The organism is Geodermatophilus sp. URMC 60, from assembly GCF_053502585.1.
Genome location: NZ_CP199958.1, coordinates 2,071,390 through 2,085,264 on the forward strand (window position 1 = coordinate 2,071,390; position 13,875 = coordinate 2,085,264).

Annotated in this window: 14 protein-coding genes, 1 tRNA gene and 1 pseudogene; 8 read left to right on the plus strand and 8 right to left on the minus strand. The window is 73.3% G+C overall.

Annotation, left to right across the window (positions count from 1 at the left end):
* Positions 1-9 precede the first annotated feature (9 nt).
* The 3 genes from ACWIX3_RS09945 to ACWIX3_RS09955 are packed head-to-tail and all read left to right on the plus strand — an operon-like array spanning position 10 to position 2,527.
* A complete protein-coding gene (locus ACWIX3_RS09945; RefSeq protein WP_448611910.1) occupies positions 10-768 on the plus strand; it encodes a YcnI family protein in 759 nt (252 codons plus the stop codon).
* Positions 765-1,427, plus strand: a complete 663-nt coding sequence (locus ACWIX3_RS09950) for an SCO family protein (RefSeq protein ID WP_448611911.1) — start codon at positions 765-767, stop codon at positions 1,425-1,427. Before ACWIX3_RS09945 ends, ACWIX3_RS09950 begins: the two co-directional genes overlap by 4 nt.
* A complete protein-coding gene (locus ACWIX3_RS09955; RefSeq protein WP_448611912.1) occupies positions 1,424-2,527 on the plus strand; it encodes a hypothetical protein in 1,104 nt (367 codons plus the stop codon). The genes ACWIX3_RS09950 and ACWIX3_RS09955 overlap by 4 nt, the downstream gene beginning before the upstream one ends.
* On the opposite strand, the gene ACWIX3_RS09960 is transcribed toward ACWIX3_RS09955, so the two are convergent.
* The 4 genes from ACWIX3_RS09960 to ACWIX3_RS09975 are packed head-to-tail and all read right to left on the minus strand — an operon-like array spanning position 2,508 to position 6,826.
* The gene (locus ACWIX3_RS09960; RefSeq protein ID WP_448611913.1) at positions 2,508-3,308 is read right to left on the minus strand and encodes a phosphocholine cytidylyltransferase family protein; all 801 of its coding nucleotides are present in this window, start codon (positions 3,306-3,308) and stop codon (positions 2,508-2,510) included. The two genes, ACWIX3_RS09955 and ACWIX3_RS09960, sit on opposite strands and share 20 nt — an antisense overlap.
* Positions 3,298-4,416 carry a CDP-glycerol glycerophosphotransferase family protein gene (locus ACWIX3_RS09965; protein ID WP_448611914.1) on the minus strand — a complete coding sequence of 373 codons (1,119 nt, stop codon included), beginning with the start codon at positions 4,414-4,416 and terminating at the stop codon, positions 3,298-3,300. Before ACWIX3_RS09965 ends, ACWIX3_RS09960 begins: the two co-directional genes overlap by 11 nt.
* Entirely contained in the window at positions 4,413-5,195 is a 783-nt protein-coding gene (locus ACWIX3_RS09970) for an HAD family hydrolase (RefSeq protein ID WP_448611915.1), read from the minus strand. Before ACWIX3_RS09970 ends, ACWIX3_RS09965 begins: the two co-directional genes overlap by 4 nt.
* Before the next feature lie 44 nt (positions 5,196-5,239).
* Positions 5,240-6,826, minus strand: coding sequence for a mannitol dehydrogenase family protein (locus ACWIX3_RS09975; protein WP_448611916.1), 1,587 nt, complete (start codon positions 6,824-6,826; stop codon positions 5,240-5,242).
* A gap of 415 nt (positions 6,827-7,241) precedes the next feature.
* On the opposite strand from ACWIX3_RS09975, the gene ACWIX3_RS09980 reads away from it, so the two are divergent.
* From ACWIX3_RS09980 to ACWIX3_RS09995, 4 genes are all read left to right on the plus strand, one after another.
* Positions 7,242-7,997 carry a M23 family metallopeptidase gene (locus ACWIX3_RS09980; protein WP_448611917.1) on the plus strand — a complete coding sequence of 252 codons (756 nt, stop codon included), beginning with the start codon at positions 7,242-7,244 and terminating at the stop codon, positions 7,995-7,997.
* A 21-nt stretch (positions 7,998-8,018) separates the two neighbouring features.
* Complete coding sequence (locus tag ACWIX3_RS09985; protein WP_448611918.1) at positions 8,019-8,432, plus strand: helix-turn-helix domain-containing protein; 414 nt, start codon at positions 8,019-8,021, stop codon at positions 8,430-8,432.
* A 20-nt stretch (positions 8,433-8,452) separates the two neighbouring features.
* Positions 8,453-8,866: a VOC family protein gene (locus ACWIX3_RS09990; RefSeq protein ID WP_448611919.1), complete on the plus strand. Its 414-nt coding sequence runs from the start codon at positions 8,453-8,455 to the stop codon at positions 8,864-8,866.
* Positions 8,867-8,948: 82 nt separating this feature from the next.
* A tRNA-Ala gene (locus ACWIX3_RS09995) sits at positions 8,949-9,021 on the plus strand.
* Positions 9,022-9,220: 199 nt separating this feature from the next.
* On the opposite strand, the pseudogene ACWIX3_RS10000 reads toward ACWIX3_RS09995, so the two are convergent.
* From ACWIX3_RS10000 to ACWIX3_RS10015, 4 genes and pseudogenes are all read right to left on the minus strand, one after another.
* Positions 9,221-10,246: pseudogene (locus ACWIX3_RS10000) on the minus strand (tyrosine-type recombinase/integrase); the annotation flags it as partial.
* Positions 10,247-10,483: 237 nt separating this feature from the next.
* A complete protein-coding gene (locus ACWIX3_RS10005; RefSeq protein WP_448611920.1) occupies positions 10,484-10,687 on the minus strand; it encodes a hypothetical protein in 204 nt (67 codons plus the stop codon).
* Between the two features lie 462 nt (positions 10,688-11,149).
* Positions 11,150-11,776, minus strand: coding sequence for a 3-oxo-tetronate 4-phosphate decarboxylase (gene otnC, locus ACWIX3_RS10010; RefSeq protein ID WP_448611921.1), 627 nt, complete (start codon positions 11,774-11,776; stop codon positions 11,150-11,152).
* Positions 11,777-11,799: 23 nt separating this feature from the next.
* Complete coding sequence (locus ACWIX3_RS10015) at positions 11,800-12,672, minus strand: GntR family transcriptional regulator (protein WP_448611922.1); 873 nt, start codon at positions 12,670-12,672, stop codon at positions 11,800-11,802.
* Positions 12,673-12,833: 161 nt separating this feature from the next.
* On the opposite strand from ACWIX3_RS10015, the gene ACWIX3_RS10020 reads away from it, so the two are divergent.
* On the plus strand, positions 12,834-13,856 hold the full coding sequence (locus ACWIX3_RS10020) for a 2-keto-3-deoxygluconate permease (protein ID WP_448611923.1): 1,023 nt from the start codon (positions 12,834-12,836) through the stop codon (positions 13,854-13,856).
* Positions 13,857-13,875: the final 19 nt, after the last annotated feature.

Below are 13,875 nucleotides of genomic sequence, written 5' to 3' on the forward strand. Positions count from 1 at the left end.
AGGAGAACCGTGTCCTCATCCCTGCCCCGACCCCTCGCGCGGCTCGGCGTCGTCGTCGTGGCCCTGCTGACGGCGCTGGCCGCCGCCCTCGCCGGAGCGGGTGCCGCCTCCGCGCACGTCGGCGTCTCCTCGACCGACGCCACGGCCGGCGGGTTCGGCAAGCTCACCTTCCGGGTGCCGAACGAGAGCGACACCGCCAGCACCGTCGCACTGCGCATCGCCATCCCGGAGGAGTCCGCGATGGCCTCCCTGCGGGCGCAGCCGGTGCCCGGCTGGACGGTCGGCATGACGACCTCGGACCTGCAGACGCCGCTGGAGAGCCACGGCGAGCAGGTGACCAGCTACGTGTCGGTCGTGGAGTTCCGCGCGGTGGACGGCGGCGGCATCCGCCCCGGCGAGTTCCAGGAGTTCGCCCTCTCCGGCGGGCCGTTCCCCGAGGCCGACCGGCTGTCCTTCCCGACGGTGCAGACCTACGGCGACGGCACCGAGTCGGCGTGGATCGAGCCGACCGTCGAGGGCCAGGCCGAGCCGGAGCACCCCGCGCCGGTGCTGACGCTGAGCGGGGCGGCGACGGACACCGCCACGACCGCCGACGCCGCCGGTCACGACGGAACCGAGACGGCGACCGACACCGCGGCGGCGAGCACCGGCCACGTCGACGCCGGCCCCGGTGCGCTGGCGCTGTTCGTGTCGATCGTGGCGCTTCTCACGGGTGTGGCCGGCGTCGTCCTGGGGTGGCGGGCGGGTCGTCGTACCGTGTCCTCGTGACTCCGTTCCCCCGCAACCGGCTCGCCGCCCTGACCGTCGCGGCCGGGCTCCTGCTGGCCGGCTGCGGGGGCGCCGCCACCGACGGGAGCGCGTCCGCCGAGGGCCACGACCACGGCGGCGCACCCGCGGTCGTCGAGGGCCCCGAGGACCGCTACGCCGGGCTGGACCTGCCCGATCCCTACCAGCGGCCGTCGTTCACCCTCACCGGCCCGGACGGGCAGCCCTACGACTTCGGCGCCCGGACCGCCGGGGCACCGACGCTGCTGTTCTTCGGGTACACCAACTGCCCCGACATCTGCCCGACGACGATGGCCGACGTCGCCGTCGCGCTGCGCGGGGTCGACCCTGCGCTGGCCGAGCAGGTGCAGGTGGTCTTCGTCACCACCGACCCGGCGTTCGACACCCCCGAGGTGCTGGCCGAGTACCTTGGCCGCTTCGACGCCGACCTGCCGACCCGCTTCGTCGGGCTGACCGGGGACCAGGCCGCGGTCGACCGCGCGCAGCTGGCCGCGGGCGTGCCGCTGGCCGAGGACACCGGCCGGCTGCACTCCTCGCTGCTGCTGCTGTACGGCGCCGACGACCTCGCCCACGTCGCCTTCGACGCGGGCAACACCAGCCGCGACATCGCCGGCGACCTCGGCCTGGTGGCCGGGGCGTGACGCGCGCAGCGGCCCGCCTGCTGGTCGTCGTCCTCGGCGCGCTGGCCGCGCTGCTGCTGGCCGGTCCGGCACAGGCGCACGTCGGTGGCGGGGCGGCGGGCAGCGACTACGACGGCCGGGTCCTGTCGGTGGACCCGGCGCTGCCCGATGTGGCGGTGCGGGTGCTCTCCTTCGGGGACGAGTTCGAGGTGGTCAACCCCACCGCGACCGAGGTCGAGGTGCCCGGCTACTCCGACGAGCCGTACCTGCGGATCGGGCCGGACGGCGTGTGGCGCAACGCCAACAGCCCGGCGACCTACATCAACCTCGACCGGTTCGGCCGGGTCTCCCTGCCCGAGAACGCCGACCCCACCGCCGAGCCGGACTGGGTGCAGGTGTCGACCGAGCCCGGCTACGTCTGGCACGACCACCGCACCCACTGGATGAGCGAGGACCTGCTGCCGCCCCAGGTGGCCGCCGATCCGACCCGCGAGCACCTGGTGTCGTCCTGGGTCGTGCCGATGACCTACGGCGGCACCCAGGTGCAGGTGCGCGGCGAGCTGACCTGGAGCCCGCCGCCGCCGGCCTGGGTGGTGTGGCCGCTCTATGCCGTCCTGGGACTGGCCCCGCTCGCCGCGGCGCTCGTCGGCCGCGGTCCCCGGCCGCTGGGCGTGCTGCTGGTGGTCGGTGGGAGCGCCGCGGTCTACCACGCGGCGACCACACCCGAGCCTGCGGCGAGCGTCTCCTCGCACGCCGGCGCGCTGGTGTCGGCGCTGCTGCCCGGGCTGGTGGCGCTCGCCGTCGCCGTCGGTGGCCTCGTCGCCGCCACCCGGGGCCGCGGGGGGCTGACCGCGCTGCTGGCCGTCTTCCTGGGCTGGCTGCTGCTGGTGCAGGGCCTGCCCGACGTCGACGTGCTGTGGACGGCGAACGTGCTGGCCGACGGGCCGGTGCTGCTGACGCGCGCGGCGGTGGCGGTGCTGGTCGCCCTGGGCGCCGGGTGCGTGGTCGGCGGCCTGGCGGCGACCCGCCGCTTCCGGGACGGCCGCCGTCCGGCCGACGAGTCCCTGCCCCTGGGCTGGGACCCGCCGGCCGGACCAGGGCTCAGGAGGGGTCGCCGGTGACCGGCTGCAGGTGGCTCCGCTCGGCGAACATCGCGTTGGCCCGCTCGAGGTCGGCCTCGAAGTCCACCTCGACGGCAGCGTGCTGCGAGATGTCGAGCGGCCGGACGCGCAGCCCCGCGGAGGCGATCGCGGTCTCGATGCCGCGCTCGAAGTAGTCCTGCTCCGCGCAGGTGGCCAGGTGCTCGATCAGCACCGACTTGTGGGCGGACGACACGTGGTTGATGCCGACCGCCTCGCCGAGGCCGCCGACCACGGTCTTGGACAGCTGGTCGATCCAGCCCTCGGCGTCGACGGTGTACTTGACCTCCTCGTCGGCGACGGTGGAGGTGTCGACGCACACGAAGCTCTCGTCGGCCCGCAGCGCCGGCAGGGCGGTCTCGAGCACCGCCGGGTCGAAGACCACGTCGCCGTTGAGCCACAGCACGCCGCCGTCACGGGTGTTCCGCAGGGCACGCAGCAGGCTCTGCGAGGTGTTGGTGACCCGGTAGTCGGGGTTGTAGGCGAAGCGCACGTCGGGGACCGCCCGCATGACGCGCTCGGCCTCGAAGCCGACGACCACCGTGATGTCGACCGAGGAGCCGAGCACCGAGCGCAGCCCGTCGAGCTGGCGCTGCAGGATGCTGCGCCCGTCGTGCAGCGGGGTCAGCGGCTTGGGCCAGGGCCGGCCCAGCCGGGTACCCATCCCGGCGGCCAGAATGACGACCTGGACGGGAACGTCCAGGGCCGGGGCGGCAGGGGCCGACCCGGTCAATTCGGCGGTGGTGGCGCGGTCAGCGAGCACGGTCGTCCCCTCCTCGGGTGGTGGTCCCGGCGGCCGGTGCCGGCGGGAAGAGCAGGTCGAGGACGCGCTCGGTGGCGTGCCCGTCCTCCAGGTGGCAGAAGGTCTGCTGGAACTCGGCGTAGCGGGCGGCGTAGCGCTCCCGCACCCCGTCGAGGTCGGCGATGGCGTCGATCAGCTCCTTGCTGGTGGACAGCATCGGCCCGGGGGCGACGTCCTCCAGGTCGAAGTAGAACCCGCGCAGTTCGTCGCGGAAGTAGGCGAGGTCGTAGGTGAAGAACAGCATCGGCCGGCCGGTGATGGCGAAGTCGAACATCGTCGAGGAGTAGTCGGTGACCATGGCGTCGGCGGCCAGGTACAGGTCCCGGATGTCGGGGTGGCTGCAGACGTCGTGCACCGGCGAGCCGGCGACGACCTCCAGCCGGTCCATGACCATGTTGTGCAGCCGCAGCAGCAGCACGTGGTCCTTCCCCAGCCGGGCGGTGAACTCCTCGAGGTCGACGGGGAACTCGAAGTCCTGCGGACCGGTCTTGTTGAACACCAGGTCGTCACGCCAGGTGGGCGTGTAGAGGACGACGGTCTGGTCGTCGGAGATGCCGAGGTCGGCGCGGACGGCGGCCCGGACGGCGTCCCGCTGGGGGCTGCTGAGCAGGTCGTTGCGCGGGTAGCCGGTCTCGTGGATCTCCCCGCGGTAGCCGAAGGCGTTGCGCAGCCGGGGGGTGCTCGCCGCGTTCGGGGAGAGCAGCAGGTCCCACTTCGCGATGTCGTGCTCCAGGTAGGCCAGCCGGCCCTCCGGCGCCCAGCGGACGTCGTTGTGGATCCGCTTGAGCGGCGTGCCGTGCCAGGTCTGCAGGTAGCGGGCGCCGGCCTTCTTCTCCCAGTCCAGCGGGATGTGGTCGTTCGAGACGACCAGGTCCGCACTCTCGAGCGCCGTGATCGACTCCGGGCTGCCGAAGGTCACCGTGGCGATGTCGTCGGGGAAGGTCGCCTGGGTGTGCGGGGCCGAGAGCCACGTGTGGCTGGCCTCGACGCCGCGCTCGAGCAGTCCTTCGTAGAGCGCGCGGGGGCTGTCGGAGAAGTGGCCGCGGAAGGCCACGTAGACGATGTTCACTCAGCTCCTCCCGTGGGGGTCAGGTCGCCGGCGGCCCGGCGGGTGAGCACCGGGAGCAGCAGATCGGCCAGCTGCTGCCAGGAGTCGACCACGGTGAGCACGCCCGCGTCGAACAGCGCCGCTGCGCGGGCCGCGCGCTCGGCCTCCGGGACGAAGAGCAGGTTGCCGACGGTGGGGCAGCCGGCCCGCACCGCTGACAGGGCGCCGGGGACGGAGTCCTCGACGGCCAGCCCGGCCTCCGGCGCGATGCCCAGCTGCTCGCAGGCGTACAGGTAGACGGCGGGGTCGGGCTTGCTCGTCGGCACGGGCAGGGAGTCCTCCGCGCTGAACCGCACGGTGGGTGGGATGAGCTCGTCCAGGCCGGTGGCGGTGAAGCAGGCGGCCAGCCGGGTCAGCGCGCTGGAGCTCACGGCGGCCGGGCGCAGGTGCGCCGACAGGGCGGTGAGCGCGGACGTCGTCTGCTCGTGCGGGGTGAGGGTGGCGCCCAGGTGTGCGGTCACGGCCCGCTTCTCCTCGGCCACCCACGGCTCGACGTCGAGGTCGGGCTGCCCGGCCTCGGCGGCCAGCCTTCGCGACGTCGTCCGGAAGTTCATCCCCGTCGTGGCCAGCCGCAGTTCCTCCGGTGTGAACCGGCGGTCCACGCCGAGGTCGGCGAGGAGGCGGTTGGTGACGTCCGCCGAGGCGACGAAGGCCGGTTCCTCGGAGGGGAACAGGTTGCCGTCGGCGTCGCAGAGCAGCGCCTCGAGCCGCGCGACGAGCGGCTCGGGGAGGGCGGGCATAGGGGCGGTACCTCCGGGAGGGGCTGTGGTCATGGGGCTCCTGGTCATCGGGGCAGGCGCAGGGTCGGGACGGCGAGGGCGGCGGCGACCCCGGCACGGGCACCGAGCCGGTCGAGGCGCTCGAGCGTGGCGCTCAGGTCGGCGACGAAGGCCGGGTCGTCGCCGAGGTCGCCGAACACGGCGCGGACGCCGAGCAGCGGCCGAGGGTCGTCGCCGCCGGCCAGTGCCAGGGCCCGGAGCCCGTCGGCGCGCGGGTCCTCGAGCGGGAGCCGGCGGCCGGCGTCGTCGGTGCCGCGCAGGTACCGGCACCAGCCGGCCACGGCCAGGGTGAGCAGGGGAGCCGGGCGGCCCGCGGCGCGGGACTGGCGCAGCGAGGGCAGCAGGTGCTGCGGGAGCTTGGCCGAGCCCCGCCGGCACAGCCGGGACAGCGTGTCGGCGATGGCCGGGTTGGCGAAGCGCTGCAGCAGCGTCCTCTTGTAGTCCGCGAGGTCGACCCCGTCGGGCTGGTGGAGCAGTGGGGTGACCTCGTCGTCCATGAGCCGCTGGACGTACTCGGTGAACACCGGGTCACCCATCAGCTCGTCCATGCGGGTGTACCCGGCCAGCGAGCCGAGGTGGCCCAGTGCCGAGTGGCTCGCGTTGAGCAGCCGGGTCTTCATCAGCTCGTAGTCGCCCACGTCCGGGACGAAGCGGACCCCGACCTCGTCCAGCGGCGGGCGGCCGTGGCTGAACCTGTCCTCTATGAACCACTGCGAGAACGGCTCGGTGACCACCGGCCAGCGGTCGTCGACCCCGTACCGGGCGGCGAGGGCGGCGCGCTCCTCGGGCGGGGTCTGCGGCGTGATCCGGTCGACCATGCTGCTGGGGAAGGCGACCCGGTCGTCGATCCAGCGGGCGAGGACCTCGTCGCGCAGCCGGGCCAGGCCGACGACGGAGGCGCGGGCGGCCTCGCCGTTGCGGTGCAGGTTGTCGCAGGAGACGACGGTGAACGGCGCCAGGCCCGCGCGCCGCCGTCGGTCGAGGGCCTCGACCAGGTAGCCGAAGACGGTGGCCGGGGCGTGCGGCTCGGCCAGTTCGCGACGGACGTCGGGGTCGTCCGCGGCGAAGGCACGGGTGTGCGGGTCGAGCAGGTAACCGCCCGGGGTGATCGTGAGGGTGACGAGGCGGGTGCGCGGGTCGCTGAGCCGGTCGAGGACGGCCGCGGGGGCGTCGGGCGCGTAGAGGTAGTCGACCATCACGCCGACGACGCGGGCGCGCTCACCGTCGGGGCTGCGCTCGACGACGGTGTAGAGGTGGTCCTGTGGCGCGAGGGCGTCCTGCAGGTGCCGCTGCCGCAGGCCGACGCCGACGACGCCCCATCCGGTGGAGATGCGCCGCTCGGCGAGCTCGTCGAAGTAGATGAGCTGGTGGGCCCGGGAGAAACCGCCCACGCTGAGGTGGACGACGGCCGGGGTGAGCGCGCTGCGGTCGTACGTGGGGACGGCCAGCCGCGCGTCGTGGGTGTGCAACGTCGCCTGGGTCAGCGGGCGGACCTGCAGCGCCCCCGGTCCGGGGACCGTCGGGAGGAGCGCGGCGGCGACCTGGCTGTGGGCCGGCGCCTGGGGTCCCGTCATGGGCTCTGCCGTGGTCATGCGGCGTCGGTCCTCCTTCGTGCAGGTCGTGCGGTGACGTCCCCCTCGGGGCGGTCCTCGAGCGGCCCCGGTGACACGTGGGACCGCGCACGGTGCGGCGATGATCATGACTACACGTGACAACTAGGGTCCGGCCAGTCCCGGGCCGTCCCTCGGTGGCGTGAGCCGCGATGGGCGCAGGGCGTCGAGGCGCGGTGTTTTCACGCCGGAGCGCGAACCTAGCCGCACCGGGGCCTCTCCAAACAGACTCGCCGTCACTCGCCCTGTGACATGGCGGACGTGTGCGACATCACTGGCGGCGTGTTCCGAAGGACACGCCGAGCAGCCGGTCACGGATCCATCACGGAGTGTTTGGATCGGCGGCAATCCCCTCGAGCCCGGCAACGGGCCGTTCTTCCCACGAACGGGTAGGTGCATGGCCGGTCGGCGTCGCGCTCAGCGCCCCGGGGACCCCCGGGTCCCCGCTCCCTCGCGGGCCCGGCGGCCGGCAGCGGGCCCGCGCCGCGGCCCGCTGCTGCTGACCGCACTGGTCGTGGGCGGGCTGGTCGCGGGGATGACCGGGGTCTCGAACGCCTCCGACGTCCCGACCGGGTCGACCTCGGTGCTCACCGCGCAGATGGAACTAGCCGACGTGGCGGAGGACGTCGAGGCGCTGCCCATGGCCTCCATCACCGAGGCCGAGGCGCAGGCCCGGCTGGCGGAGGTCGCGGCCTCGCGTGCCGAGCGCGCCGCGGCCGAGGCCGCCGCCGCCGAGGCGGCCCGCGAGGCCGCGCGGCCCAAGGCGGTGCTGCCCGTCGACGGCGCCCGCTTCACCAGCGGTTACGGGGGCCGGTGGGGCACCTTCCACTACGGGATCGACCTGGCGGCTCCCATGCGGACGCCGGAGTACGCGGCCATGGACGGCGTCATCCTCCGGGCGGGGTCGGCCAGCGGCTTCGGCCTGGCCGTCTACGTCCTCCACGAGAACGGTGACGTGACCGTCTACGGCCACATGGACCAGATCCTCGTCGAACCCGGCCAGTACGTGGAGGCCGGCGAGACGATCGCCCTGCTGGGCAACCGCGGCCAGTCGACCGGCCCGCACCTGCACTTCGAGGTGCACCAGGGCGGCATGAACGGCAAGCGCATCGACCCCGTCCCGTGGCTGGCGGAGCGCGGCGTCGAGGTCTGACCGCGTGGTGGGATCGCGTCCGTGAGCCGTGGGGTCGAGGACGCGAACCGGCGGATGCTGCGTGCGCGCGACGCGATGGACCGCGCCTACGCCGAGCCCCTCGACGTCCCGACCCTGGCCGGCATCGCCCATGTCTCGGAGGCGCACTTCATCCGGACGTTCCGTGCCACCTTCGGTGAGACGCCCAACCGGTACCTGCAGCGCCGCCGGGTGGAGCGGGCCATGTTCCTGCTCCGCTCCACCGACCGCAGCGTGACCGACGTCTGCATGGCCGTCGGCTTCAGCAGCCTGGGCACGTTCAGCCGGGTGTTCCGGGACGTCGTGGGGGAGTCGCCGTCGGCCTACCGGCGTCGCGGCCCGCTCCCGCCGGTGCCGACGTGCTTCGCGATGGCCTGGGCCAGACCGAGCAGTTTCGGAGAAGCACCCCAGGTGTGATCTTCCCTAGCGTCTCTCCCATGCTGACCGCCATCACCATCACCCAGATCTACGTGCCCGACCAGGACCAGGCACTCGACTTCTACGTCGGGAAGCTGGGGTTCGAGGTCCAGGCCGACATGCACTTCGGCCCCATGCGGTGGCTGACCGTCAACCTGCCCGGTCAGCCCGACCGCGCCGTCCTGCTGGAGAAGCCGGGCCCGCCGTCCCTCAGCGACGAGACCGCCGCGCAGGTGCGGGAACTGATCTCCAAGGGTGCCGCCGGCGGGCACCTGTTCTTCGCCTGCGACGACGCCCACGAGACCCACGCGGAGCTCAAGGCCAAGGGCGTGGAGATCACCGAGGAGCCGGTCGACCAGCCGTACGGCATCGACTTCGGCCTCCGCGATCCCTTCGGCAACCACATCCGCATCGCCCAGATGAAACAGGCCTGACCCGCCCTGCCCCCCTGCGTCGGCGTGCCCGCGCGGCCCTGTACATTGGTCCACGGCTCGGAGACCAGACCGGGCTGTACGCGGGGCTGTGGCGCAGCTGGTAGCGCACCACACTGGCAGTGTGGGGGTCAGGGGTTCGAGTCCCCTCAGCTCCACCCCGATGACCAGGCCGTTCCCCTCCGGGGAGCGGCCTGAGTCGTCTCTGGTTGCAGTTGTGGTTGCAGTTTGCCCACCCTCACCCGGCAGCGGCAGGGTGCCCATGCGGTCGGCCGCCTCGCGGGCGAGCGCGGGCATGACGTGGCTGTAGATGTCCATGGTCGTGCGCATCTGGCTGTGGCCGAGCAGCTCCATGACGACCCGCGGGTGCACGTTCTCGCTCAGCAGCAGGGTGGCCGCGGTGTGCCGGCCGTCGTGCAGCCGGACGTGCTGGACGCCGGCTCTTTGCAGCAGGCGGGTCCAGTCGTCGTAGTCGGTCTTCTTGTCGATCGGCCGGCCGTTGGGCTGGGCGAAGACAAGGTCCTCGTCGCGCCACTCGGAGCCGGCGAGCATCCGCTCGCCGAGCTGGGCGGCCTTGTGTTCCCGCAGTGCGTCGAGCAGGGGCAGCGGCAACGCCAGCGTGCGCGGGCTGCGGCGGGTCTTGGGCTCCTCGTAGACGAGCCCGCCGCCGCGGACACGGTGGATGCTGCGCCGCGCGGTGAGGGTGCCGGCCAGCGGGTCGACGTCCTTCCACTGCAGCGCCAGCGCCTCGGACTGGCGCAGGCCGAGGGCGAGCGCGACGGTCCAGCGGGCAGAGTTGCGGACGCCGACCGCGGCGTGCAGCACGGCGCGGGCCTCGCCCAGGTCTAGGGCGGTGGCCAGGTCGCTCGGCCGCTGCGCCGGTGGGTCGACGAGCGCGGCGACGTTGCGGGGGACGTGGCCGCGCTGGACCGCGACCGTGAGGGCCCGGGACAGGATGCGGTGGTGCCGGAGCACTGACGCGGGGGAGTAGCCGGCGTCGAGCAGGGCGGTGTAGCGCTGGTCGAGGTGCTCCGGACGCAGTCGGTCGAGGCGGTGCCGTCCGATGCCTGGGATGAGGTGCTTGCGGACGGCGGATTCGTAGCTCTCCAGCGTCCGCTGTCGCACCCGGCGCGGAGCGATGGTGGTCAGCCAGTGCTCGAGCCACCAGGCGACAGCCGGGGTCGATGTCTCGCCGACCGTCCCGGAGTCGCGTTTGCGTTCGAGCTCTCGGACCTTTGCGACCACGACGCCGCGGCTCTTGCTGCTGACGTGCCGGCGCTCGAGCTTGCCGTCGAGCGTGAAGCCGACAGAGACGCACCCGTGCCAGCGCCCGTCGGCGCCCTTGTAGATCGTCGACTCGCCGTTCGATGCGCGTGTCGCCATCGGTCACCCCTGGGTGGTGGCTGGAGGTTCAGTTGGGCTGCGCGCTCGGACGCGGACAGGCGCCCTGTGGACCCACGCGGCATCGGGCGACGGCGGGCCGAACTTGACGAGTCCCCGCTGGTCCGTGTCGGTCCGGGTCCGTCGCGGCGCCCGAGGAGTGGTGCGGGGGGCTTCCAGGCCCGGACTCGGCAGGTCGTGAGGGAGCCCCGGGTCAGGAGCGGAAAGGCGCAGGCGTGCTCACCGGGACCTCTGCTGGCCCCGGGCGAGGAGGGCGAGGCCGCCCACGACGACCACGATGGGCACCCACGACGGCAGCCCGAGCGGTCCGAGCAGCAGGCCCACGACAGAGAGCACGAGCTGGAAGCCGAGGAAGAGGCCCAGCGCTACCAGTACCCAGAAGATGACGGGCTGCTCGGCCTGCAGTCGGCGCAGGTGGTTCATGGCGTCTCCTCGGTCGTGTCAGTTGGCGCGGGTCCACGACGCAGCCTCTCCGTGGACGGCCGGCTTGAGCCACCGGGGCACATCGCGGAGGCGGGACTCAGGTCGACTGTGCACCGGAGAACGTCCCTCGGTGAAGACGGCGTTCCCACCCCTGTTCGCGCCAGGGGCCTGGTCGAGCGCCTTTGCGTGGTGCCACGGTGGTGGCCGCACCGTGCCGTTCACGGTCGCCCGCAGGGATTCCCTGACAGCCACACCCGGCGCTGACCTGCAGCAATGAACAACGGCGGACGTCCGCGGACCCCCACCAGCCGCTCTGGCAGTGCCGCCCGACCACAGGCGGGCGCCGGTTTCGGGACTGCCACACGGGGCGAGCAGATCGTCGGCTGTCGTCAGTCCGGCGTCCGCGAGGCCGTTCCGCTCCACGGCCAGCAGGAGTGCGGGGACGGGCGCTGACCCGCTGCCTCAGGTCCGCCGGAGCGCCGCGACCTGCTCGGGCGTCAGCGGCCGCGTCCGCCGCCCGTGCAGCAGCAGGTGGATGCGGGCGGTCTCTTCGAGTTCCTCGACTGCATCGGCGGCCGACGCGAGATCGGCAGCAGAGACGACCGGCCCGTGGTTGGCCAGCAGCATGGCGTGCGACGCGCGGGCCGTCCGTTCCGCCAGCTCCTCGAGCGAGCGGTCGCCCGGAGCGTGGTACGGCAACAGCGGCAGCCGTCCCACCCGCATGACGTAGTAGGCCGTCAGGGGCGGCAGCACGTCGTGCGGGTCCAGGTCGGCCAGGCAGGACACGGCGGCCGCGTGGGTGCTGTGCGTGTGCACCACCGCGGAGTCCTGCGGCCGGGCCCGGTAGACGGCTGCGTGCAGGAACGCCTCCTTGGAGGGCCGTGGCCCGTCGAGGTGGCAGCCCCGCAGGTCGACGAGGCTGAGCTGGTCGGTCGACAGCTGCCCGAGGCTCGCCCCGGTCGGGGTCACCAGGAAGCCCCTGGGTACGCGCACGCTCAGGTTCCCGGTACGACCGGCGGTCAAGCCGCGGGTGAACAGCGACGCGCCCAGCGCGACCACCTGCCCGCGCAGCTCCGGGTGGTCCGTCACGTCCCCGTCCCCCCGCCGTCCGCTCAAGCCCGCGGGGACTGCGTACCGAGCAGCAGCGCCAGCTCCTGCACCAGTTCGCGTACCCGTCCGAGCTCCTCGCCCCCGCCCGCCCCGGGCGGACGGGGCCCGACGTGCGCGTCCACGTCGAACACCGTGTCCGGCCGGTGCCAGGCGGTGAACCACTCGAGCCCGCGCCCGTACTGGTCCCGGGTCACCCCCTGCAGCAGCAGGACCGGCACGCCGACACGCAGGTCCAGGTGGGCAGCCACGGCCTCGTCGGCGGGCACCGCCTGCAACTGGCGCGGGCCGCCCTGCGGCGCGACACCCCGCGCCCGCATCCAGTCGTGCAGGGAGCCGCCGTCGAGGTCCTCGGCCGACAGGTGCGGGAAGAGCTCCCTCGGCAACCACGTGCGCATGAACACCAGCGGCTCGTCCTCCACCCGCCGGATCCGCTCCAACCGCCAGGTGTCGGTCACCCCGAGCGCGGCGGCGGCAGTGGACGGCGCCTGGTCGAGCGCCAGCCCGACGATCTCGGTGCGGAGGTGGTGGCCACCGGCCTCGATCTGCTGGCGGAGGCCGCCGGCCTGGTCCGCGCGCCGCCGGTGCTCGAGACGTGGTGCCACGACGCTGCCGCGGCCGCGCTGACGGACGATCAGTCCGAGGTCGGCGAGGTCGCCCAGCGCCTGCCGGACCACACTCCGCGAGACGCCGTAGCGCGCCTGCAGCGCCTCCTCGGTCGGCAGCGGTGCTCCGGGCGGCAGGGAGTGGCTGTCGATCTGCTGCCGGAGCGCATCGCGGATCTGCGCGTACAGGGGCACACCGGCGGCGCGGCCGAGCTCCAGCGGCGGCGGAACGTCGTCCGTGGCCTCGGACGCCATGGACCCCTCGACGGACATCCCGCACTCCTCTCCCGCTGAGCGCCGCGGCGACGCAGCGGCTGCCACCCGTCCCAGCATCGTGCCTTGTCTGGCGCAGGGGGTTGACGACGTGGCGCACGTCACCTTACTTTCGTACGGACAAATTGTACGGACACATTGTCCGGTCGATGGAGGTCACCGTGAGCGATGTCCTGCGGACGAGCCCGTCCAAGTTCCCCATGTTCGAGGCGATGCGCCGGGTCCCGGGCGGCCTGATGCTCATCCCGCTGACGCTCGGCGTTCTCATGAACACCTTCGCGCCGGACGCACTCGGGATCGGGAGCTTCACCACCGCCCTGTTCAAGGAGGGCGCCCTCGCCCTCATCGCCTTGCTGGTCCTGGCCACCGGGGCGTCGATCACCGGCACGCACAACGGCAAGGGCGCCGCGGGGACGACGCTGGTCGTCCTCCTCGCCAAGACCCTCATCCCCATCACGCTGTGCGTGGTCCTCGGACTCACGGTCGGCGTCGACGGGATCGTCGGCGTCTCGATCCTCGGGCTGATCGCCATCTTCGGGAACAGCAACGGCGCCATGTGGCTCGCCTTCGCCGGCGAGTACGGGGACGAGCGGGACCGCGGCGCCTACGTCGCCAGCGCCTTCGACGACGGCCCCTTCCTCGCGCTCGTGTTCCTGGGCGCCTCGGGCCTGGCCGACATCCCCCTCCTGGCGCTGGTCGCCGCGCTGGTGCCCTTCCTCATCGGGCTGTTCATCGGCGCGGTGGACCGCGAGTGGACCAAGGTCCTGGACGCCGTGCCGAACGTCGTCATCCCGTTCATGTCCTTCGCGGTGGGCACCGGCATCGACCTGCGGACCGTCCTCACCGGGGGTGCCGCCGGTGCCGTCCTGGGTGTCGGCGTCGTCGTCCTCACCGGCGGGCTCACCTACCTCGGCTACCGGTTCCTGCTCCGCCGGGGCCGCGAGAGCGGCATCGGCTTCGCGGCCGGCACCACGGCCGGCAACGCGGTGGCCGTTCCTGCCGCCGTCGCCGCCGCGGACCCCAACTTCGCGCCCTTCGTCGCCTCCGCGTCCGCCCAGGCCGCCACGGCCGTCCTCGTCACGGCCCTGCTGGCCCCCACCGTCGCGGCCTGGGTCATGAAGCGGGCGGGAGCTCTCGAGCCCGTCCCCCTGCCCGTGGTCCCACCGAAACCCCACCACGCGTGACCGCGCCATCCCGCCCGCA

Bases quoted from the DNA above. Each gene is read 5' to 3' on its own strand.
- ACWIX3_RS10005 (WP_448611920.1), bottom strand. From the start codon at position 10,687: ATGAACCACCTGCGCCGACTGCAGGCCGAGCAGCCCGTCATCTTCTGG.
- ACWIX3_RS09980 (WP_448611917.1), top strand. From the start codon at position 7,242: ATGGCCGGTCGGCGTCGCGCTCAGCGCCCCGGGGACCCCCGGGTCCCC.
- ACWIX3_RS09975 (WP_448611916.1), bottom strand. From the start codon at position 6,826: ATGACCACGGCAGAGCCCATGACGGGACCCCAGGCGCCGGCCCACAGC.
- ACWIX3_RS09990 (WP_448611919.1), top strand. From the start codon at position 8,453: ATGCTGACCGCCATCACCATCACCCAGATCTACGTGCCCGACCAGGAC.
- ACWIX3_RS10015 (WP_448611922.1), bottom strand. From the start codon at position 12,672: ATGTCCGTCGAGGGGTCCATGGCGTCCGAGGCCACGGACGACGTTCCG.
- ACWIX3_RS09970 (WP_448611915.1), bottom strand. From the start codon at position 5,195: ATGCCCGCCCTCCCCGAGCCGCTCGTCGCGCGGCTCGAGGCGCTGCTC.